The organism is Novosphingobium huizhouense, assembly GCF_020179475.1.
Taxonomy (GTDB): Bacteria; Pseudomonadota; Alphaproteobacteria; order Sphingomonadales; family Sphingomonadaceae; genus Novosphingobium; species Novosphingobium huizhouense.
The window spans coordinates 356,874-375,585 of record NZ_JAILXZ010000001.1 but is presented as its reverse complement, the minus strand read 5'-3'; the positions used below and the strand labels follow the sequence as shown (position 1 = coordinate 375,585).

23 protein-coding genes are annotated in these 18,712 nt (G+C 68.7%); 16 read left to right on the top strand and 7 right to left on the bottom strand.

The genetic code is table 11. The features are described 5' to 3' along the window. Window positions 1-30 precede the first annotated feature (30 nt). From ruvX to pyrE, 7 genes are read right to left on the bottom strand one after another with little or no spacing between them, the layout of a single operon-like run. Window positions 31-498, bottom strand: coding sequence for a Holliday junction resolvase RuvX (gene ruvX, locus K3A85_RS01890; protein ID WP_225204802.1), 468 nt, complete (start codon window positions 496-498; stop codon window positions 31-33). Next, complete coding sequence (locus K3A85_RS01885; RefSeq protein WP_225204801.1) at window positions 495-1,616, bottom strand: DUF3089 domain-containing protein; 1,122 nt, start codon at window positions 1,614-1,616, stop codon at window positions 495-497. Before K3A85_RS01885 ends, ruvX begins: the two co-directional genes overlap by 4 nt. Before the next feature lie 3 nt (window positions 1,617-1,619). Beyond that, on the bottom strand, window positions 1,620-2,699 hold the full coding sequence (locus K3A85_RS01880; RefSeq protein ID WP_225204800.1) for an AI-2E family transporter: 1,080 nt from the start codon (window positions 2,697-2,699) through the stop codon (window positions 1,620-1,622). A 16-nt stretch (window positions 2,700-2,715) separates the two neighbouring features. After that, a complete protein-coding gene (lepB, locus tag K3A85_RS01875) occupies window positions 2,716-3,618 on the bottom strand; it encodes a signal peptidase I (RefSeq protein ID WP_225204799.1) in 903 nt (300 codons plus the stop codon). Beyond that, window positions 3,615-4,028 (bottom strand): holo-ACP synthase, encoded by a 414-nt coding sequence (gene acpS / locus K3A85_RS01870; protein WP_225204798.1) that lies wholly within the window; start codon window positions 4,026-4,028, stop codon window positions 3,615-3,617. Before acpS ends, lepB begins: the two co-directional genes overlap by 4 nt. Next, window positions 4,025-4,780: a pyridoxine 5'-phosphate synthase gene (locus K3A85_RS01865; protein ID WP_225204797.1), complete on the bottom strand. Its 756-nt coding sequence runs from the start codon at window positions 4,778-4,780 to the stop codon at window positions 4,025-4,027. Before K3A85_RS01865 ends, acpS begins: the two co-directional genes overlap by 4 nt. Then, a complete protein-coding gene (gene pyrE, locus K3A85_RS01860) occupies window positions 4,780-5,364 on the bottom strand; it encodes an orotate phosphoribosyltransferase (protein WP_225204796.1) in 585 nt (194 codons plus the stop codon). Before pyrE ends, K3A85_RS01865 begins: the two co-directional genes overlap by 1 nt. A gap of 242 nt (window positions 5,365-5,606) precedes the next feature. Between pyrE and coxB the strand changes: the two genes are divergently transcribed. The 16 genes from coxB (at window position 5,607) to K3A85_RS01780 (ending at window position 18,712) form a co-directional block, all read left to right on the top strand. Further along, a complete protein-coding gene (coxB, locus tag K3A85_RS01855; protein ID WP_225204795.1) occupies window positions 5,607-6,653 on the top strand; it encodes a cytochrome c oxidase subunit II in 1,047 nt (348 codons plus the stop codon). 27 nt (window positions 6,654-6,680) lie between these two features. Continuing rightward, the gene (ctaD, locus tag K3A85_RS01850; protein ID WP_225204794.1) at window positions 6,681-8,369 is read left to right on the top strand and encodes a cytochrome c oxidase subunit I; all 1,689 of its coding nucleotides are present in this window, start codon (window positions 6,681-6,683) and stop codon (window positions 8,367-8,369) included. Window positions 8,370-8,840: 471 nt separating this feature from the next. After that, window positions 8,841-9,806 carry an alpha/beta fold hydrolase gene (locus K3A85_RS01845; protein WP_225204793.1) on the top strand — a complete coding sequence of 322 codons (966 nt, stop codon included), beginning with the start codon at window positions 8,841-8,843 and terminating at the stop codon, window positions 9,804-9,806. A gap of 61 nt (window positions 9,807-9,867) precedes the next feature. Beyond that, window positions 9,868-10,782 carry a heme o synthase gene (locus tag K3A85_RS01840; RefSeq protein ID WP_225204792.1) on the top strand — a complete coding sequence of 305 codons (915 nt, stop codon included), beginning with the start codon at window positions 9,868-9,870 and terminating at the stop codon, window positions 10,780-10,782. After that, window positions 10,782-10,934 (top strand): cytochrome oxidase small assembly protein, encoded by a 153-nt coding sequence (locus K3A85_RS01835; RefSeq protein ID WP_225204791.1) that lies wholly within the window; start codon window positions 10,782-10,784, stop codon window positions 10,932-10,934. Before K3A85_RS01840 ends, K3A85_RS01835 begins: the two co-directional genes overlap by 1 nt. Further along, window positions 10,934-11,590 (top strand): cytochrome c oxidase assembly protein, encoded by a 657-nt coding sequence (locus K3A85_RS01830; protein WP_225204790.1) that lies wholly within the window; start codon window positions 10,934-10,936, stop codon window positions 11,588-11,590. The genes K3A85_RS01835 and K3A85_RS01830 overlap by 1 nt, the downstream gene beginning before the upstream one ends. Before the next feature lie 69 nt (window positions 11,591-11,659). Continuing rightward, a complete protein-coding gene (locus tag K3A85_RS01825; protein WP_225204789.1) occupies window positions 11,660-12,484 on the top strand; it encodes a cytochrome c oxidase subunit 3 in 825 nt (274 codons plus the stop codon). 65 nt (window positions 12,485-12,549) lie between these two features. Beyond that, window positions 12,550-12,855 carry a DUF983 domain-containing protein gene (locus tag K3A85_RS01820; RefSeq protein WP_225204788.1) on the top strand — a complete coding sequence of 102 codons (306 nt, stop codon included), beginning with the start codon at window positions 12,550-12,552 and terminating at the stop codon, window positions 12,853-12,855. Then, entirely contained in the window at window positions 12,852-13,460 is a 609-nt protein-coding gene (locus K3A85_RS01815; protein ID WP_225204787.1) for an SURF1 family cytochrome oxidase biogenesis protein, read from the top strand. The genes K3A85_RS01820 and K3A85_RS01815 overlap by 4 nt, the downstream gene beginning before the upstream one ends. 44 nt (window positions 13,461-13,504) lie before the next feature. Further along, window positions 13,505-14,911, top strand: coding sequence for a threonine synthase (gene thrC, locus K3A85_RS01810; RefSeq protein WP_225204786.1), 1,407 nt, complete (start codon window positions 13,505-13,507; stop codon window positions 14,909-14,911). Continuing rightward, a complete protein-coding gene (locus K3A85_RS01805) occupies window positions 14,911-15,798 on the top strand; it encodes a class I SAM-dependent methyltransferase (protein ID WP_225204785.1) in 888 nt (295 codons plus the stop codon). Before thrC ends, K3A85_RS01805 begins: the two co-directional genes overlap by 1 nt. Next, the gene (locus tag K3A85_RS01800; protein WP_225204784.1) at window positions 15,795-16,307 is read left to right on the top strand and encodes a hypothetical protein; all 513 of its coding nucleotides are present in this window, start codon (window positions 15,795-15,797) and stop codon (window positions 16,305-16,307) included. Before K3A85_RS01805 ends, K3A85_RS01800 begins: the two co-directional genes overlap by 4 nt. Next, window positions 16,304-16,696, top strand: coding sequence for a dihydroneopterin aldolase (locus tag K3A85_RS01795; RefSeq protein ID WP_225204783.1), 393 nt, complete (start codon window positions 16,304-16,306; stop codon window positions 16,694-16,696). The genes K3A85_RS01800 and K3A85_RS01795 overlap by 4 nt, the downstream gene beginning before the upstream one ends. Next, a complete protein-coding gene (locus K3A85_RS01790; RefSeq protein ID WP_225204782.1) occupies window positions 16,693-17,472 on the top strand; it encodes an SDR family oxidoreductase in 780 nt (259 codons plus the stop codon). The genes K3A85_RS01795 and K3A85_RS01790 overlap by 4 nt, the downstream gene beginning before the upstream one ends. Then, window positions 17,469-18,473 carry a GTP 3',8-cyclase MoaA gene (moaA, locus tag K3A85_RS01785; protein WP_225204781.1) on the top strand — a complete coding sequence of 335 codons (1,005 nt, stop codon included), beginning with the start codon at window positions 17,469-17,471 and terminating at the stop codon, window positions 18,471-18,473. Before K3A85_RS01790 ends, moaA begins: the two co-directional genes overlap by 4 nt. Continuing rightward, window positions 18,473-18,712 (top strand): MoaD/ThiS family protein, encoded by a 240-nt coding sequence (locus K3A85_RS01780; protein WP_225204780.1) that lies wholly within the window; start codon window positions 18,473-18,475, stop codon window positions 18,710-18,712. The genes moaA and K3A85_RS01780 overlap by 1 nt, the downstream gene beginning before the upstream one ends.

The following is an 18,712-nucleotide window of genomic DNA, read 5'->3' as shown; positions in this document are numbered from 1 at the left end:
TGGCAAGAATTTAATCGATCGACTAAACTCTCAGAACGCCGCGCCCGCCATCGCGTCGATCGCGCCCTGGAGGATCAGCGCGGCGGCGTGCGAATCGATCCGCTCGGCGCGCTTGGCGCGGCTGAAGTCCTGCTCGATCATCGCGCGCTCGGCGGCCTGCGTGGTCCAGCGTTCGTCCCACAGCAGGATCGGCAGGCCGATGTCTTCCAGGTTCTTCGCCATCGCCCGCGCGCCCTGGCTGCGCGGGCTTTCGCTGCCGTCCATGTTGAGCGGCAGGCCCATGACGATGCCGACCACGCCACGCTCCGCGATCAGCTCCTTGAGCACGCCCTTGTCCTGTGTGAACTTGCGCCGCACGATCGTCTTGCCCGCCGTGGCGAAGCGCCAGCCGGCGTCGCACAGCGCCACGCCGATGGTCTTGGTCCCGGTGTCGAGCCCGAGCAGTACGCCGCCTTCGGGCAGCGCCTCGCGCAGGTCGCGCGCCGACGTGGTGATCATTGGCGGCCCCGCGCGGCGAGCCAGGCGGCCTCGCGCCGGGCGATGTCGGCCCGCAGGTTGGTCCAGAACAGCGGGATGTCGTAGATGTGGTAGTTGTTGCCCGGCAGCACGAAGGTCCCCATCTCGGGCGGGTCGCCGAGCATCAGCAGGCCGGTCTGCGCCTCGCACCGCGCCGGCACCGCCTGCGCGACGATGCGCCCGGACTTGAGGTCGCGCGCCGGCACCAGCGTGCCGAGATTGGCCGAGGCGGGGGCGGACCCGCCGATCCGGCCGGTCAGCGGGTTGAAGCACAGCGCCGGCTCCTTGTCGCGCGGCTTGCCGTCGAGCCCCGGCTGGGCGCGCCATGCCTCGAGCAGCAGCGTCGGGTCGGCCGGCTCGGCAAAGCTCATCCAGCTCGCGACGCATCCGGTCTGGTCGGGCCGGGTGCAGGCCGGCAGGCCCAGCTCGGGCAGGTCCCGCGCCGCCGAGACCGGCCAGCCGACCAGGTAGACCGCGACGATGCGCTGCGCGAGCGGCTTGCCCCGGACCTTGTCGCGCAGGATTCGCAGCAGGTGCAGCGATCCCTGGCTATGGCCGGCGATGACGATCGGCGCATCGGGCGGAACCTGCGCGACGAAGGCGTCGAACGCCTGCGCCAGATCGCCCTGTGCGATGTCGAGCGCACGCCGCGCCTCGGGCTTGGTGGTCAGGAACGCGCCGAAGGCGGCCTGGCGGTAGCGCGGGACATAGACCGGTCCCGCGCCGTTGAACGCGCTCGCCATGCCGCGCACGAACAGATCGGCGCGGAAGCGCGAATCCTTGTCGTCCAGCGGCGCGTTCCAGTGATCGCGGGCGAGGTAGCTGGTCGGATGGGCGAAGAACACCGGCGCCGGCCCCGGCGGCATGCGCGCGGTCCCGTCGGGCATCCAGAGTGCCGGGTCGTCGATCACCCCGGGGCGCGAGATCCACGCCTCGCTGCGCTTGTAGTAATCGGCGGGAAGCGGCCCCAGCGCCTCGAAGGCCCCGCGCGGCACGAAGGCGAAGCGGGTCAGCTCCTTCGAATAGACGCGCATGACCAGCGCGGCGACGAGCGCCATCACCACCAGCAGGACCACACCGTAGAGAAACTTGCGCGCCATCGTTCAGCCGTCCGCCGCCGCCACTTCCTTGTTGCGCTCGGCCTGACGCTCGAGCGCGATCTTGAGCATCGCCACGATCGGGTCGGCCAGCGCAAGCCCGAGGATGCCGAACAGCACCCCGAAGATCAGCTGCGCGCCGAGCACCAGCGCGGGCGCGAGGTCGGCGGTGCGCTTGGCCACCATCGGCACGATCACGTTTCCGTCGACGGTCTGGACGACGAAATAGACGACGATGCAATAGACGCCCATCGCGGTGCCGCCCGAAAAGCCGACCATCACCATCAGCAGGCCCGAGATCGGCGCGCCGATGTTGGGCAGGAAGGCGAGCAGACCGGTCAGGATGCCGAGCAGCGCCGCCATCGGCACGCCGTAGACCGCCAGCGCGATCCAGGTCGCGATGCCCTCCACGGTCATCCCGATCAGCCGGCCGAACAGCAGCATGCGCAACGAGCGGCCCATCTTCTGCGCGGTGCCGTGGAAGCGCTCGCGGTTCTCGAGCGGCAGCATCCAGGCAAAGCCGCGCTGGTAGATGTCGGGCTCGAGCACGAAGTAGATCCCCAGGATCGCGATCAGGAAGGCGGTGGTGAAGCCGCCGAAGATCCCGCCCAGCGCCCGCGTCACCGGTCCGACCCCGCCGATGACCTGTTCGGCCACGCGCGAGAAGTCGGCCTGCTCCATCAGCATGCCGCGGCTGTGCGCCCAGTCGAGCGCGCGTTGCGCCTGGGTCCTGACGATCGTCGGCAGCTCGCTCGCCTGCGCCGCGATCTGGTTGCCCGCCGAATAGAACAGCCAGACCGCGAAGCTTACGCCGGCGAGCAGCACGATGGCGATGCGCAGGCCCCGCGGCACCGGCAGGACGCGGCCCAGCAGCCGCTGGCCGCCGTCGATCATCGCGGCGAAGACCACCCCGCCGAAGATCACCATCAGCGGCTGGGCGAGGAACACCGCGAGCACGATCAGCGCCGCCATGCCGAGCCACACCGCCGCCTTCTTCGCCTCGGCGCGGACCACCCCGTCGCTGATGTCGGTGGGGCCGGTTCGGGTCGGCACGACGGGGACCGCCGCGCCGCTGTCATCGCTCATCGCTGCAGGGCCCTTCTCACTTGCCCGGGGGCGTCACGATCTGCGGGCGCAGTCTCGTCCACGCGCGGCCCGGGCGCAAGGCCTTCCACCAGCTGAGCGGGTTCCAGCCCTCGCTGCCGTCGAGCGACAGCGTGACGAACTCGGCGCGCCCGCCCACGCTCGATAGCGGCACCGGGCCGCCGAGGCCCCGCTCTTCCACCGGCGCGCGGCTGTCAGCCGAATGGTCGCGGTTGTCGCCCATCACGAAGACGTGGCCTGCGGGCACCAGCGTCTCGGGATAGTCGTCGAGCGGCTGGCGCATGTGGTCGATCACGCGGTAGGTCGCGCCGTTGGGCAGCGTCTCGCGCAGGATCGGCAGCTCGCAGAACATCCGCCCGTCCGCCGCGCGGAAACGCAGCCCCGGGAACTCCTCCGGCTCGCACGGCTGGTTCGGGTCGACCGGCAGTTCGAGGGGCGGTTCGACCACCTGCGGCACCTTGCGTCCGTTGAGCACGATCTGGCCGTTCACCACCGCGATGCGGTCGCCGGGCAGCGCGACCACCCGCTTGATGTAGTCCTCGTCGCTGTTGGGCGGCACGACGATGACGATGTCGCCGTACTCGGGCGTGCGCGGCAGCAGGCGCGTGCTCGAGCGCGGCAGCACGTGGAACGAGGCCGAGACCCACGACCAGCCGTAGGGATACTTCGAGACCACCAGCCGGTCGCCGATCTGCAGGTTGGGCATCATCGAGCCCGACGGGATGTAGAACGGCTTGGCGACGAACGAATGGAACGCGATCACCGCGAGCAGCATCAGCGCAAGGCCGCGCAATTCGATCCACCAGTCGACCGCCGCCTCTTCCGCCTCGGGCGCGGAGGCGGGCGCGGCTGTGGGGCCGGAAGCGGGCGCCGGCGCCGGGGGAGCCTGCTCCTCGCTCACGCAGGCGCCTTCAGCGCGCGCGCCTCGATCACCACGAAGGCCTGCGCCCAGGGGTGGTCGTCGGTCAGCGTCAGGTGGACAATCGCTTCGTGGCCCTCGGGCGTGATCGCGGCGAGTCGCGCCGCCGCGCCGCCGGTCAGGGCGAGCGTCGGCGCGCCCGACGGGGCGTTGACCACGCCGATGTCCTTCATGAACACGCCGGCCTTGAAGCCCGTGCCGACCGCCTTGGAGAACGCTTCCTTGGCGGCGAAGCGCTTGGCCAGCGTACCCGCCTTGGTGAACGGCCGCCGCGCCGCCTTGGCGCGCTCGGCGGAGGTGAACACGCGCTTCTCGAAGCGCTCGCCGAACCGGTCGAGCGAGCCCTGGATGCGCTCGATGTTGCACAGGTCGGAGCCCAGGCCGATGATCACCGCGCCTCGTCCATCAGCTCGCGCATCCGCCGGACCGCGGCTTCCAGCCCGGTGAAGATCGCCTCGCCGACCAGAAAATGCCCGATGTTGAGCTCGGCGACTTGCGGGATGGCGGCGATCGCCTGGACGTTGTCGTAGGTGAGGCCGTGCCCCGCGTGCGGCTCGATGCCGTTGCGCGCGGCGAGCGCGGCCATGTCGGCGATGCGCTTGAGCTCGACCGCGCGCGCCTCGCCCGTCGCATGGGCATATTCGCCGGTGTGCAGTTCGACCACCGGCGCACCCAGCTTCATCGCCGCCTCGATCTGCCGCGCCTCGGGCGCGATGAACAGGCTCACGCGGATGCCCGCGTCGGCAAGGCGCGCGACGATCGGCGCGAGCCGGTTGTGCTGCCCCGCGGCGTCGAGCCCGCCTTCGGTGGTGCGCTCCTCGCGCCGCTCGGGCACGATGCAGGCGGCGTGCGGCCGATGCTTGAGCGCGATCGCCAGCATTTCCTCGGTCGCCGCCATCTCGAGGTTGAGCGGCAGGTCGGTCGCGGCCTGGATGCGGGCGAGGTCCTCGTCGCGGATGTGGCGGCGATCCTCGCGCAGGTGCGCGGTGATGCCGTCGCCGCCGACCGCCGCGACGATCTGCGCCGCGCGCACCGGATCGGGATGATCCCCGCCGCGCGCGTTGCGGATGGTGGCGACGTGGTCGATGTTGACGCCCAGTCTCAACGCATGGGGCCTCGACCGCTCGGGCGAGGGCGCGCTCATCACGCCTGCGCCCGGCTGCCCGGCTTGACCGCGGGAGTCGCCGCGAGCGCCGCCGGCACTTCGTCGGGCGCATAGGTCGGGAAGTTCAGCGCGACGAGCGGGAAGAACGGCACGCCGAGGTCGATGCTGCCGCCCGAACGGTCGACCAGCGAGGCCGCGGCGATCACCTGACCGCCTGCTTCCTCGATCGCGCGGATTGCCTCGCGGCTCGACAGGCCGGTGGTGACGACGTCCTCGACCATCAGCACCCTGTCACCTTCACTAAGGGCGAATCCGCGGCGCAGTTCGAAGGTGCCCGTCGGGCGCTCGACGAACATCGCCTCGACCCCCAGCGCGCGGCCCATTTCGTGGCCGATGATCACTCCGCCCATTGCCGGGCTGACCACCTTCTGGATCTGCTGGCGCAGCTCGCGCGGGATCTTGGCGGCGGTCGCCGCGGCGAGCCGCGAGGCGCGCATCGGGTCCATCAGAACCCGCGCGCATTGCAGGTAATGCGCGCTGTGGCGGCCCGAGGAGAGCAGGAAATGGCCTTCCAGCAGGGCCTGGCTGGCCCGGAATTCGGCGAGGATTTCGTCTTCGGACATGGCGCTTCCATCACGCGCCGCGATCGTCGCGGCAGGGTCACTATAGAGACGGGCCGCCATGGCCCGCCACCCTTGCGGCGGCAAGCCTTTTATACACTTTCGGGCTGCCCGAAAAAACTGCCCCGTGCCGCTTGAGGGTTGTGACAACGGCGCGTATAGGCCGGTCCAATCGAGGAATTAGAGGGGTTGCGCGCGCGCCTCCTTGACGCAGCGCAAATCAGGGAAAAGCGGAACATTCGACGATGAGTCTTGCCGATACCGCCCGCCTCGCGGGCAATGCGATCCGGACCCTGGGCCTTGCTGCCGCGCTGAGCTTCGCCCCTGCGGCGATGGCAGCCACGGCTGCCGCGCCCGCTCCGGCTGTCTCCGCCAGCGCCGCTCCGGCGGCCGCTGCCACGCCGGCAGCCGAAGCGTCGAAGGCCGCCTCCGCCGCCGACGCCTACGTGCCGATGAAGCCCACCGCGGGCAAGGGTCAGCCGGTCGATGGCGGCATGACCTTCCAGGACCAGTATTCGCCGACCGGCAAGCAGGCCCTGGCGATGCACGACTACATCCTGTTTCCGGTGATCGTCGCGATCACCTTCCTGGTGCTCGTGCTGCTGCTGGTGGTGATGGCGCGCTTCAACCGCCGCGCCAACCCGGCGGCCTCGAAGACCAGCCACAACACCCTGATCGAAGTGATCTGGACGCTCGTCCCGGTGCTGATCCTGGTGGTGATCGCGGTCCCCTCGATCCGCCTGCTCGCCCAGCAGTACAAGCCCGCGCCCAAGGGCGCGCTGACCGTCAAGGTCACCGGCTACCAGTGGTACTGGGGCTATACCTACCCCGACAACGGCGGGTTCGAGGTCATCTCGAACATGCTGCCCGAGGAAGAGGCCCTCAAGCGCGGCGAGCCGCCGCACCTCGCGGCCGATGCCCGCATGGTCGTTCCTGTGGGTGAGCCGATCCGCCTGCAGACCACCGGTTCGGACGTGATCCATTCGTTCGCGGTGCCTTCGCTGTGGTTCAAGCTCGACGCCGTGCCGGGCCGGATCAACGAGAAGGTCCTGATCATCAACGAGCCGGGCGTCTACTACGGCCAGTGCTCGGAACTGTGCGGCGCTCGCCATGGCTACATGCCGATCGTCGTCGAGGCCCTGCCGCGTCCCAAGTTCGAGGCGTGGGTCAAGGCCCAGGGCGGCACCGTCGGTGGCGCCGCCGCGGCTCCTGCCGCCCCCGCCGTCACGCCTGCCGCCGCGACCGCGCCTGCCGCTCCCGCGGCGGACGCTTCGGCCGCCCCGGCCGCGTAAGAGATACAAGGACGAGGTTCGCAAGCCATGGCTTCCATTCCAGCCGATCACGAAACCTTCGTGGCGCATCACGACGATGCCCACGATCATGACCACAAGCCGAGCTTCTTCGCGCGTTGGTTCATGTCGACCAACCACAAGGACATCGGGACGCTCTACCTGATCTTCGCGATCTTCGCGGGGCTCATCGGCGGCGCGGTCTCGGGCATGATGCGCGCCGAACTGGCGCAGCCGGGGATCCAGTACCTCGGCTACTTCGCCCAGCTCCTGGGCGAAAAGAACCCGAGCTTCGACCAGCAGCTCCACCTGTGGAACGTGCTGATCACCGCGCACGGCCTGATCATGGTGTTCTTCATGGTCATGCCCGCGATCATCGGCGGCTTCGGCAACTGGTTCGTGCCGATCATGATCGGCGCGCCCGACATGGCCTTCCCGCGCATGAACAACGTGTCGTTCTGGCTGACCTTCTCGGGCTTCTGCTCGCTGATGCTCTCGGCCTTCTTCCCGGGCGGCACCGGCAACGGCGCGGGCACCGGCTGGACGGTCTATGCCCCGCTCTCGACCTCCGGCTCGGTCGGTCCGGCGGTCGACTTCGCGATCTTCTCGCTCCACCTCGCCGGTGCGGGCTCGATCCTCGGCGCGGTCAACTTCATCACCACCATCTTCAACATGCGCGCGCCGGGCATGACCCTGCACAAGATGCCGCTGTTCGTGTGGTCGGTGCTGGTCACCGCGTTCCTGCTGCTGCTGTCGCTGCCGGTTCTCGCCGCCGCGATCACCATGCTGCTGACCGACCGCAACTTCGGCACGACCTTCTTCGACGCTGCCGGCGGCGGTGACCCGATCCTCTACCAGCACCTGTTCTGGTTCTTCGGCCACCCCGAAGTCTACATCATGATCCTGCCGGGCTTCGGCATCATCAGCCAGATCATCTCGACCTTCTCGAAGAAGCCGGTGTTCGGCTACCTCGGCATGGCCTACGCGATGGTCGCGATCGGCGTCGTCGGGTTCATCGTGTGGGCGCACCACATGTACACCACTGGCCTCGACGTGAACACGAAGATGTACTTCACCGCGGCGACCATGGTCATCGCAGTCCCCACCGGCATCAAGATCTTCTCGTGGATCGCGACGATGTGGGGCGGCTCGATCGAGTTCAAGTCGCCGATGGTCTGGGCAATCGGCTTCATCTTCCTGTTCACCATGGGCGGCGTCACCGGCGTCGTGCTGGCGAACGGCGGCATCGACGACAACCTCCAGGACACCTACTACGTCGTGGGCCACTTCCACTACGTGCTGTCGCTGGGCGCGGTGACCTCGCTCTTTGCCGGGTTCTACTACTGGTTCCCGAAGATGACCGGTCGCTGGCACTCCGAGCTGCTCAGCCACATCCAGTTCTGGGTGTTTTTCGTCGGCGTGAACACGATCTTCTTCCCGATGCACTTCCTCGGCGTCCAGGGCATGCCGCGTCGCTACCCCGACTACGCCCCTGCGTTCGAGCACTGGAACAAGATCGCCTCGATCGGCTACGAGATCATGGCCGTCTCGATCGTGATCTTCCTGATCAACATCGCCTATGCCTTCATCGCCGGCCGCAAGGCGGAAGGGAACTACTGGGGTGAAGGCGCGACCACGCTCGAGTGGACGCTGTCCTCGCCGCCGCCGTTCCACCAGTTCGAGACCCTCCCGGTCATCGAAGACGGCGCGCACCACTAAGCCCGCGCCGCAAGGCCCGAGTTCGAAACACCCCGGTGGCGACACCGGGGTGTTTTCGTTTCCGCCGCCCGGGCAATCAGGCCCGACCGTGCCTCTGCAAGGGAGGATCGGCGAGCCGCGCGCCAGGCCGCCATCACACCCCTCGCAAGGGGGCGCGACGCGACCCGCACCGCGTGCCTTTGCGATCCCTGCGGGCTTTGTTGCATATGCAAGGATCGCGCGCGCTGTCCTACAGCTTCAACGGTGCGTATAAGCCTCCGCCATGGCTTGCGCTTCGCCCCTTATCCCTCTGAAACGACGCTCGATTCCCACACCGGGCGATGGACCGGTCGCGACGGTCGAGAGGGCGTTCCGGTTTTCACCCAGGACTGTGTCAACTGTGTCAACCCCGGGGCGTTTTCGCCGCGTTGCCGATGCCGGTTTGCACGTCCGCTATCATGCGATAGGGGAAGCGCAACGAGAGGAGCACCCATGTCCGAATTCCGCATGATCGATGCCGGCGAAGTCACCCTGCGCGCCCGGGTCGAAGGCACCGGCCCGCTGGTGATCATGGTCCACGGCTTTCCCGAAAGCTGGTACTCGTGGCGCCACCAGATCGGCCCCGTCGCCGCCGCCGGCTTCACGGCTTGCGCGATCGACGTGCGCGGCTATGGCGGCTCGGACAAGCCGCATCCGGTCGAAGCCTATGCTATGGAGCGGCTGATCGGCGACGTCGTCGGCGTCGCCGACGCGCTCCAGCCGGATGCGCCTGCGATTCTCGTCGGCCACGACTGGGGTGCGCCGATCGTGTGGAACTCGGCCTTCACCCGGCCCGACCGGTTCAAGGCGGTGGCCGGGCTCTCGGTGCCCTTCGCCGGTGCGCCGACGCGGCCCTTCACCGACGTCTTCCGCGAACTGTTCACCGACAAGGGAATCTTCTTCTACCAGGAATACTTCCAGCAGCCGGGCAGGGCCGAGGCCGAGCTCGAAGCGGACGTGCGCCGCTTCCTGCGGGTGTTCCTGCACTCGATCTCGGGCGAGGCGCCGCCCAAGGCCTGGCCGCTCAAGCCGGTCGATGCGCTGCTGCTCGACGGCCTGCCCGAGCCGGTCGCGCCGTCCGCCTGGCTCAGCGCGGCCGACCTCGACTATTATGTCGCCGAGTTCACCGCCTCGGGCCTGCGCGGACCGCTCAACCGCTACCGCAATCACGAGGCCGATCACGCCTACCTCAAGGCCTGGGCGGGCAGGACGCTCGACCAGCCCGCGCTCTACATCGGCGGCACGATGGACCCTGCCAGCACGCTGTTCGGCCAGGTCGCCGATCCCACCGCGATGATGCGCAACTATGCGCCGAACGTCGAAGGCCACATGCTCGAAGGCTGCGGCCACTGGACGCAGCAGGAGCGGCCCGAGGAGGTCAACGCGCTGCTGCTCGACTGGCTGGCGCGGGTGCGCTGAAGCGAAGGCGCGGGCACCTTTCCACCGCGCGCCAACTGGCCTATGGGCGGCGGCAAGACATATGGACTCCACCGCAACCCTTCCGCTGCCCGCCGACTGGCGGGACTTCTTCGCGCTGACCAAGCCGCGGGTGATGACTCTGGTCATCTTCACCGGGCTGTGCGGCCTGCTCGCCGCGCCCGGCAGCATCCACCCGGTGCTCGCCTTCACCGCGATCCTGTGCATCGCGGTGGGCGCGGGCGGCGCGGCCGCGCTCAACCAGTGGTGGGAAGCCGATATCGACGCGGGCATGAAGCGCACCGCCAACCGCCCGCTCCCGGCCGGCCGCATGGAGCGCACCTCGGCGCGCGACTTCGGCTTCGCGCTGTCGGGCGGGTCGGTGCTGGTCATGGGCCTTGCCAACGGCTGGCTCCCCGCGGCGATCCTCGCGCTGTCGATCTTTTACTACGCCTGGATCTACACCGTCTGGCTCAAGCCGCGCACGCCGCAGAACATCGTCATCGGCGGCGGCGCGGGGGCCTTCCCGCCGCTGATCGGGTGGGTCGCGGTGACCGGTCACATCACGCTGATGCCGGTGCTGCTGTTCCTGATCATCTTCATGTGGACGCCGCCGCACTTCTGGGCGCTCGCGCTGTTCGTCCAGACCGACTACGCCAAGGTCGGCATCCCGATGATGCCGGTCGTCGCGGGCGAAAAGGCGACGCGGCGGCAGATCCTGGTCTATGCCGCGCTGCTCCTGCCGCTCGCCGCTGCGCCCTGGTTCATCGGCGCGACCGGCGCGATCTACGGCGTGGCGGCGCTGGTGCTGGGCGCGCTGTTCCTCGCGCTGTCGGCGCGGGTCGGGCTGCGCACCAGCACGCCGGGCGACGGCATGGTGCCGGAAAAGCGGCTCTTTGCCTTCTCGATCATCTATCTCTTCGCGCTCTTCGCGGTGTTAGTCGCGGACCGCTTCGCGACGCTGCAAGGCTGGCAATGATGGCACAGGACCCCAAGACCGATCTCGAGCTGTTCCGCGCGCGGCAGAAGGCGCGCAACCGCGCGCTCGGCTTCGTCCTGCTCGCGCTGGTGGTGCTGTTCTTCGCGATCACCATCGTCAAGATGGGGCTGCACTCGTCGGGGCAGATGTGATGGCGAGCAACGCGGCGACTCCGGCTCCGAATCGGATCGCGCAGCGCAACCGCAAGGTCGCCTCGTTCGCGATCGCCGGCGCGCTGGCGATGCTCGGCCTTGGCTATGCCTCGGTGCCGCTCTACCGCCTGTTCTGCCAGGCGACCGGATTCAACGGCACCACCCAGCGCGCCACCGCCGAGCAGGCGCAAGGGGTCAGGGCCACCGCGCAGCCGATCACCATCCGCTTCGACGCCAATGTCGCGCCGGGCCTGCCGTGGATCTTCAAGCCCGAGCAGGTCACGCAGGACGGCCGGATCGGTGAGCGCAAGATCGCGTTCTTCACCGCCAAGAACCTGTCGGACAAGCCGATCGTCGGGCGCGCGGTGTTCAACGTCACGCCCGAGCAGACCGGCGCCTATTTCCACAAGATCCAGTGCTTCTGCTTCAACGAACAGAAGCTCGAGCCGGGTCAGGAAGTGCGCATGCCGGTGATCTACTATGTCGATCCGGCGATGTTGCAGGACGCCAACGCGCGCGCCATTCCCGAGATCACGCTCAGCTACACCTTCCTCCTCGCCGCCGACCAGAGCCTCGCGCAGGGCGGGAAGGGCGCTGCGGCGAAGAGTGCGACTACGGGTGCAAAGCCTCTGGACCGCACCGCTTCCGCCCGATAAAGGCGGCTCGTTATGCGTCCGGGCAAGTGTCCGGACTGACCGGAATTTCATCGGGGGAAGTCGAGAACCATGGCCGGCGCAAAGAACCACGATTACCACATCCTGCCGCCCGACGTCTGGCCCTTCGTGGGCGCGATCTCGGCGCTGGTGATGACCAGCGGCGGCGTGCTGTTCATGCACAAGATGCCCAACGGCACCGCCGTGATGCTGCTCGGCTTCCTCGGCGTGATCGTCACCTTCTTCTCGTGGTTCGGCAAGATCATCAAGGAAGCCCACGCGGGCGACCACACCCCGGTGGTGCAGCTGCACCAGCGCTACGGCATGATCCTGTTCATCGCTTCGGAAGTGATGTTCTTCGTCGGCTGGTTCTGGGCCTTCTTCGACTTCTCGCTGTTCCCGTCGAAGGTGAACACCGACGTCATCGGCGGCGTCTGGCCGCCCAAGGCGATCGAGGCGGTGATGAACGCCTTCGACCTGCCGCTGCTCAACACGCTGATCCTGCTGTGCTCGGGCACCACGCTGACCTGGGCGCACCACGCGCTGATCCACGGCGACCGCGACGGCCTCAAGAAGGGCCTGTGGGCGACGATCCTCCTCGGCCTGCTGTTCAGCGCGATCCAGGCTTTCGAATACGCCCACGCGCCGTTCGGCTTCGGCCAGAACACCTACGGCTCGTCGTTCTACATGGCGACCGGGTTCCACGGCTTCCACGTGATCGTCGGCACGATCTTCCTGATCGTCTGCCTGTTCCGCGCCTATGCCGGCCACTTCACCCCGCGCCAGCACTTCGGCTTCGAAGCGGCCGCCTGGTACTGGCACTTCGTCGACGTGGTCTGGCTGTTCCTGTTCGTCGCCATCTACGTGTGGGGCAACTGGGGCGCGCACATCGAGTAATGGCCGCGGGTTCGAACCCGGCATCGAAAGGGCAGCCCGGATGCGTCCGGGCTGCCCTTTTCGGTTTGTGCCCCGCTTGCGGCGCGCGCACGCTGTGGGAGGCCCCCGCCGCCTTCGCGCCGGCCTGCCGGGCCTGCGGCACGGCCTTTGCGCTTCACGAGCCGCGGGGGCGCGGGCTGTTCCTCGTCGTCCTGCCGCTGACGGTCCTGCTGGTCCTCGCCGCGCTCAAGCTCGACGAGGCGCTGCGCCCGCCGCTGTGGGTGCAAGGCCTGCTGTGGATCACGCTGGTCCCGCTGCTGGTGACCGCCGCGTTGCGGCTCGCCAAGACTTGCGCGCTCATGCGCGCCCTTGCCCGGAGTGATCGGCCATGAAGCCGCGGTTTCCCGTCCTGTCGACGATGGTGGTGTGCGCCGCGATCCTCACCATGATCGCGCTCGGCGTGTGGCAGTTGCAGCGCAAGCAGTGGAAGGAAGCGCTGATCGCGCGCTACGCCGCCGCCGCGCAGGAGACCGGCGACGTGCGCTGGCCCGAGCGCGCGGACGAGGTCGAGGGCGCGCTCTACCGCACCTCGCACCTCGACTGCCCCAAGGTCGTGTCGATGACCACGGTGGCGGCGCGCAACGCGCTCGACGAGCCGGGCCTCGCGGTCGTGGCGAACTGCCGCCTCGGGCTGAACAGCGAGGTCGCGGTCTCGCTCGGCTGGACGCCCGAGCCCAAGGTGATCGACTGGCCGGGCGGTACGGTCCATGGCATCGTCGCTTCGGGCGGGGAAGGGCCCGATGGCCGCCTTCGCGCGCGGCTCATCGCCTATCCTCCCGCCGCCGGCCTGCAACCGCTGGCCAGGCCCGATCCCAACGCGCTGCCCAACAACCACCTTGCCTATGCGGTGCAATGGTTCGCCTTCGCGGTCGTCGCTTCGGTGATCTACGGGATCCTGCTCTACAGGCGGCTTGCTCCCAAGCCTGCCCGCCGCTAAGCGCGCGGGCAAGGACAAGTGGCTGGGCCCGGATTGGAAGTCAGATGAAGTACGTCAGCACCCGTGGATCGGCGCCCGCCCTCGACTTCGAGGAAGTGACCCTGGCCGGGCTCGCCTCGGACGGCGGGCTCTACGTGCCCGAGACCTGGCCCTCGTTCAGCACGGACGAGATCGCGCGCCTGGCGGGCCTCCCTTATGCCGAGCTGGCGCAGAAGGTGATGCAGCCCTTCGTCGGCGACAGCCTGACGCCCGAACGCCTGCTCGAACTGACGCGGCAGGCCTATGGCCGCTTCGCCCACGCGGGCGTTACCCCGCTCAAGCAGCTCGACGAGCGGCAGTGGGTGCTCGAGCTGTTCCACGGGCCGACGCTGGCGTTCAAGGACGTGGCGCTGCAATTGCTCGGCCTGCTGTTCGAGGAATTCCTCGGCCGGCGTGACGACCACCTGACGATCGTCGGCGCGACTAGCGGCGACACCGGCTCGGCGGCGATCGACGCGGTGGCCGGCCGCGCCAAGATCGACATCTTCATGCTCCACCCGCACGGCCGGGTGAGCGACGTGCAGCGCCGGCAGATGACCACGGTGCTCGCCCCCAACGTTCACAACATCGCGATCGACGGCAGCTTCGACGATGCCCAGGCGATGGTGAAGCGGATGTTCAACGACGCCGCGATGACCGGCACGTTCGGCATCGCCGCGGTCAATTCGATCAACTGGGCGCGGCTGATGGCGCAGGTGGTCTACTACTTCTACGCCGCGCTCCAGCTGGGCGCGCCGCAGCGCAAGGTCGCCTTCTCGGTGCCGACCGGCAACTTCGGTGACGTGTTCGCAGGCTATGTCGCGGCTAGGATGGGCCTGCCGATCGAGCGGCTGATCGTGGCGACCAACGTCAACGACATCCTCCATCGCGCGCTGTCGACCGGCGACTATTCCGCCGGCACGGTCACGCCCACCGCCGCCCCCTCGATGGACATCCAGGTCAGCTCGAACTTCGAGCGGCTGCTGTTCGATGCCGGCGGGCGCGACGGCGCGGCCATGGCCGAGCAGATGCGCAGGTTCGAATCGAGCAAGGCAATCCAGCTGACCAATGCGCAGCGGCAGAGCGCCGCCGCGCTGTTCACCAGCGCCCGCGCCGATGCGAACGACATGGCGCAGGCGATGCGTTGGGCGCACGAGGAATGCGGCGAAGTGCTCGATCCGCACACCGCGATCGCGCTTCACGCCGCACGCGCCGCCACCGACCTTACCGCCGACGTGCCGGTGGTGACGCTGGCGACGGCGCATCCGGCCAAGTTCGTCGACGCGGTCGAGCGCGCCACGGGCGTGCGTCCGCCGCTGCCTTCGCGGGTCGGCGACCTGTTCGAGCGCGAGGAAGCCTGCTCGCGCCTGCCCGGCAACTACGACGCGGTCGCGGCCTTCGTCGCCGAGCGGGCGACGCCGAAGCACGGCTGATGGCGGTCCTCGATCTCCAGCCGAAGCTGATGATCGGCGCGGGCTGGGATGACTTCGGCCTGATCGATTCAGGGCATGGCCGCAAGTTCGAGCGCTATGGCGACCATCGCTTCGTGCGGCCCGAGCCGCAGGCGATGTGGGCGCCGCGCCTGTCCGACTGGCAGGCGCATGGCGAGTTCGTGCCCGGCTCGGACGAGGACGGCGGCGGCAAGTGGCGGTTCGACCGGCCCGTCCCGCGCGATGGCTGGGATCTGTCGCGCGGGGATGTGCGCTTTACCGCGAGCTGCACGCCGTTCCGGCACCTGGGGTTCTTCCCGGACATGGCCCCGGTGTGGGACTGGATGGGCGAGCAACTGGCCGGCAAGGCCGAGGCCGCCACGCTCAACCTGTTCGGCTATACCGGCGTCGGCACGCTGTCGCTGTCGGACCACGGCGCGGTGACCCACGTCGATGCCTCGAAGAAGTCGGTGGCGCAGGCCCGCGCCAACGCCGCGCTTTCGGGCATGGAATCGCGCCCCATCCGCTGGATCGTCGACGATGCCGCCAAGTTCACCGCGCGCGAAGTGCGGCGCGGCAAGCGCTACGACGGGATCATTCTCGATCCGCCCAAGTTCGGCCGCGGTCCCGAAGGCGAGGTCTGGCGGCTCGAGGAAAGCCTGCCGGGGCTGGTGCGCGATTGCGCCGCGCTGCTCGATGGCGAGAGCCGGTTCCTGTTCCTGACGGTCTATGCCGTGCGGATGTCCTCGCTCGCGCTCGCTGGCCTGCTCGAGGAGGCGCTGCGTCACCTGCCGGGCACGATCGAGCACGGCGACCTTGCCATCCGCGAGGAAGGGGAGGGCGGCCGCGTGCTGCCGACCGCGATCTTCGCGCGGTGGAGTAACGCATGACCAAACATGATCTCACGCAAAAGTCCTCTCCCGAAATCGAGCGTTGGATTGCCCGGCACGAGGAAAGAGGACTGACCACCGAGCCACTCTACATCGCCCTCCTGGAAGAGCGAGTGAGACGCGCACAGGAGAGTCACAAGCTGCAATTCGGACTATCACTCACCCATTTAAAGCGATCTGCAATCGAGCAGAGGTGTACAACATATGGTGCTCTCGCTGCAGCGAGCGGGGTCGAGTGGTCCAAGGCTCGGCACCAGATGAACGGCGTGAACGGTCATCTTGATCGTCTGCTCGATATCTGTTTTCTGCAAAACTTGCCGCTGCTCACAGCTATATGCGTAAACCAAGGCAATGTTGAAACCGGCGAACTTGGGCAGGATGCCCTCAAGGGTTTCATTACCGGCGCCAAGCGCTTGGGTTTCAGGATCAACGATACCATTGAATTTCATCACGCTTGCCGCGAGGAGTGTTGGGCTTGGGGGCGGGACAACATGGACGCTCTTGGATGACTGACAGCCTGATCCTCGAAGTCGCCAACGTCGAAACCGATGTTCTCACCGGCATCTATTCGGAAGAGACCGGCCGCCCGCAGCCTTTGCGCATCTCGATCCGCGCCTGGCTCGCCCCGCGTCCGCGCTACACGCCCGACTGCCCGCTGACCGAGAGCAAGAACTACATGGACCTGAAGTTCGCGGCCTCCGAAGGGCTGCCGAAGGACGTCCATTTCAAGCTGATCGAATCGGTCGCCGACCACATCTGCGACACGCTGTTCCTGCAGGACGCGCGGATCGAACGGGTCGAGGTGAAGATCGTCAAGCTGGCGATCAGCGAGGCGGGCGAGGATATCGGCATGACGCTGACCCGCGGCCGCAGCGCCTGGGAGGCCTTCGTCGGGTGAGCGGGGATGCCGCCTCGGTCGCCCGCCCCCTCGCGCTGGTGACCGGCGGCTGGCGACGCATCGGCGCCGCGATTGCCGAGCGGCTCGCGGCGGCAGGCTGGGACCTCGCGCTCCACGCCCACCATGCCGCGACGTTCGATCCCGCCTTCGCGGCGCAGCTCGAGGCGCTGGGGGCGCAGGTCCATGCGCTCGAGGCCGATCTCGGCAAGGCCGATGCCGCCGTCGCGCTGATCGGGCGTGCGGCTTCGGCGGCGGGCCGGCCCGCGACCCTGCTGGTGAACTGCGCCTCGCTGTTCCGCGACGACGACGCGCACAGCTTCAACGCCCACGGGCTTGCCGAACATCTCCAGGTCAACCTTGCCGCGCCGCTGCTGATGACGCAGGCCTTCGCCGCGGCGCTCGGCGACGCGCCGGCCAGCGTGGTGATGATCCTCGACCAGCGCGTGCTCAACCCGGTCCCCGACCAGTTCTCGTACACGCTGTCGAAGCAGGGTCTTCATGCCGCGGTCCGCACGCTCGCGCGGTCGCTCGCGCCCGCGGTGCGGGTCAACGGGGTCGCGCCGGGTCTGACCCTGCCGACCGCCGACTACGATGCGGCGCAGTGGGAGCGGCTCGCGCACCTGATGCCGCTCGATCGCCTGGCCGACCCTGCCGAGATCGCCGAAGCCGTCGCCTACCTTGCCGGGGCGCCATCGGTGACCGGGCAGACGATCTTCGTCGATGCGGGCGCGCACCTTGAATCCTACGCGCGAGACTTCGTACACTTGGCCAAGTGACCGCGCCCGCGCCCCTGATCGACCGATTCGCCCGCAGGATCAGCTACCTGCGCCTGTCGGTGACCGATCGCTGCGACTTGCGCTGCGCCTATTGCATGCCCGAGCGGATGGAGTTCCTGCCGCGCGCCGACGTGCTGAGCCTCGAGGAACTGCACAGGCTGGCGCTCGCCTTCATCGCGCGCGGGGTGACCAAGCTGCGGCTGACGGGCGGCGAACCGCTGGTGCGGCGCGACATGATCGACCTCGTGCGCGCGCTGGGGCGGGAGCTTGGAAGCGGCCTCGAGGAGCTGACGCTGACCACCAACGGCACGCGCCTTGCCGCGTTCGCCGAGGACCTTGCGGCAGCGGGCGTCAGGCGGATCAACGTCTCGCTCGACACCCGCGACCGTGACACTTTCGCCCGTCTCGCCCGGCGCGATGCGCTGCCGCAGGTGCTCGACGGCATCGCGGCGGCGAAAGCGGCGAGGCTCAAGGTCAAGCTCAACACCGTGGCGCTGAAGGGCGTCAACGAGGACGAGCTGCCCGACCTCATCACCTGGGCGCACGGCCAGGGCCACGAGATCACGCTGATCGAGGTCATGCCGCTGGGTGAGATCGAGCAGGACCGCTTCGCGCAGTACCTGCCGCTCGACGCGGTGCGCCGCGACCTCGCACAGCGCTGGACGCTGAGCCCCAGCGACGCGCGCAGCGGTGGCCCGGCGCGCTATGTCGACATTGCTGAGACCGGCGGGCGGCTCGGCTTCATCACGCCGCTGACCGGCAACTTCTGCGAGGGCTGCAACCGCGTGCGCGTCACCGCCACCGGCCAGCTGTTCATGTGCCTCGGCGGCGAGGGCAAGGTCGACCTGCGCGCCGCGCTGCGCTCCGACGATCCCGACGCGGCGCTGGCGCAGGCCTTCGCCCGCGCCATGGGCGAAAAGCCCGAGCGCCACGCCTTTGCCATCGACCGGGCGGGCGCCGCGCCCGCGCTCGCGCGGCACATGTCGATGACGGGCGGTTGATGGCCGCGCGACTTGTTTTCCTCGGTCGGCTCGAGGACGCGGCGGGAAGCGGCGAGCGCGAGGTCGCGCCGGGACCGCTGGCCGAGGTGCTGGCGCGGCTCGACCCCGCGCTCGCGGTCGAACTGCTGGGCGAGCGCGTGCGCATCGCGCTCAACGGCGCGCTCGTCGCCGAGCCGGGCGGGGTGGTGCTGGCGGACGGCGACGAGCTCGCCTTCCTGCCCCCTGTCAGCGGCGGCTGA

Bases quoted from the DNA above. Each gene is read 5' to 3' on its own strand.
- K3A85_RS01865 (WP_225204797.1), bottom strand. From the start codon at position 4,780: ATGAGCGCGCCCTCGCCCGAGCGGTCGAGGCCCCATGCGTTGAGACTG.
- K3A85_RS01825 (WP_225204789.1), top strand. From the start codon at position 11,660: ATGGCCGGCGCAAAGAACCACGATTACCACATCCTGCCGCCCGACGTC.
- K3A85_RS01880 (WP_225204800.1), bottom strand. From the start codon at position 2,699: ATGAGCGATGACAGCGGCGCGGCGGTCCCCGTCGTGCCGACCCGAACC.
- coxB (WP_225204795.1), top strand. From the start codon at position 5,607: ATGAGTCTTGCCGATACCGCCCGCCTCGCGGGCAATGCGATCCGGACC.
- ruvX (WP_225204802.1), bottom strand. From the start codon at position 498: ATGATCACCACGTCGGCGCGCGACCTGCGCGAGGCGCTGCCCGAAGGC.
- K3A85_RS01840 (WP_225204792.1), top strand. From the start codon at position 9,868: ATGGACTCCACCGCAACCCTTCCGCTGCCCGCCGACTGGCGGGACTTC.
- K3A85_RS01835 (WP_225204791.1), top strand. From the start codon at position 10,782: ATGGCACAGGACCCCAAGACCGATCTCGAGCTGTTCCGCGCGCGGCAG.
- K3A85_RS01885 (WP_225204801.1), bottom strand. From the start codon at position 1,616: ATGGCGCGCAAGTTTCTCTACGGTGTGGTCCTGCTGGTGGTGATGGCG.
- thrC (WP_225204786.1), top strand. From the start codon at position 13,505: ATGAAGTACGTCAGCACCCGTGGATCGGCGCCCGCCCTCGACTTCGAG.
- K3A85_RS01795 (WP_225204783.1), top strand. From the start codon at position 16,304: ATGACTGACAGCCTGATCCTCGAAGTCGCCAACGTCGAAACCGATGTT.
- K3A85_RS01800 (WP_225204784.1), top strand. From the start codon at position 15,795: ATGACCAAACATGATCTCACGCAAAAGTCCTCTCCCGAAATCGAGCGT.
- K3A85_RS01805 (WP_225204785.1), top strand. From the start codon at position 14,911: ATGGCGGTCCTCGATCTCCAGCCGAAGCTGATGATCGGCGCGGGCTGG.
- K3A85_RS01815 (WP_225204787.1), top strand. From the start codon at position 12,852: ATGAAGCCGCGGTTTCCCGTCCTGTCGACGATGGTGGTGTGCGCCGCG.
- K3A85_RS01780 (WP_225204780.1), top strand. From the start codon at position 18,473: ATGGCCGCGCGACTTGTTTTCCTCGGTCGGCTCGAGGACGCGGCGGGA.
- ctaD (WP_225204794.1), top strand. From the start codon at position 6,681: ATGGCTTCCATTCCAGCCGATCACGAAACCTTCGTGGCGCATCACGAC.
- K3A85_RS01830 (WP_225204790.1), top strand. From the start codon at position 10,934: ATGGCGAGCAACGCGGCGACTCCGGCTCCGAATCGGATCGCGCAGCGC.
- K3A85_RS01845 (WP_225204793.1), top strand. From the start codon at position 8,841: ATGTCCGAATTCCGCATGATCGATGCCGGCGAAGTCACCCTGCGCGCC.
- pyrE (WP_225204796.1), bottom strand. From the start codon at position 5,364: ATGTCCGAAGACGAAATCCTCGCCGAATTCCGGGCCAGCCAGGCCCTG.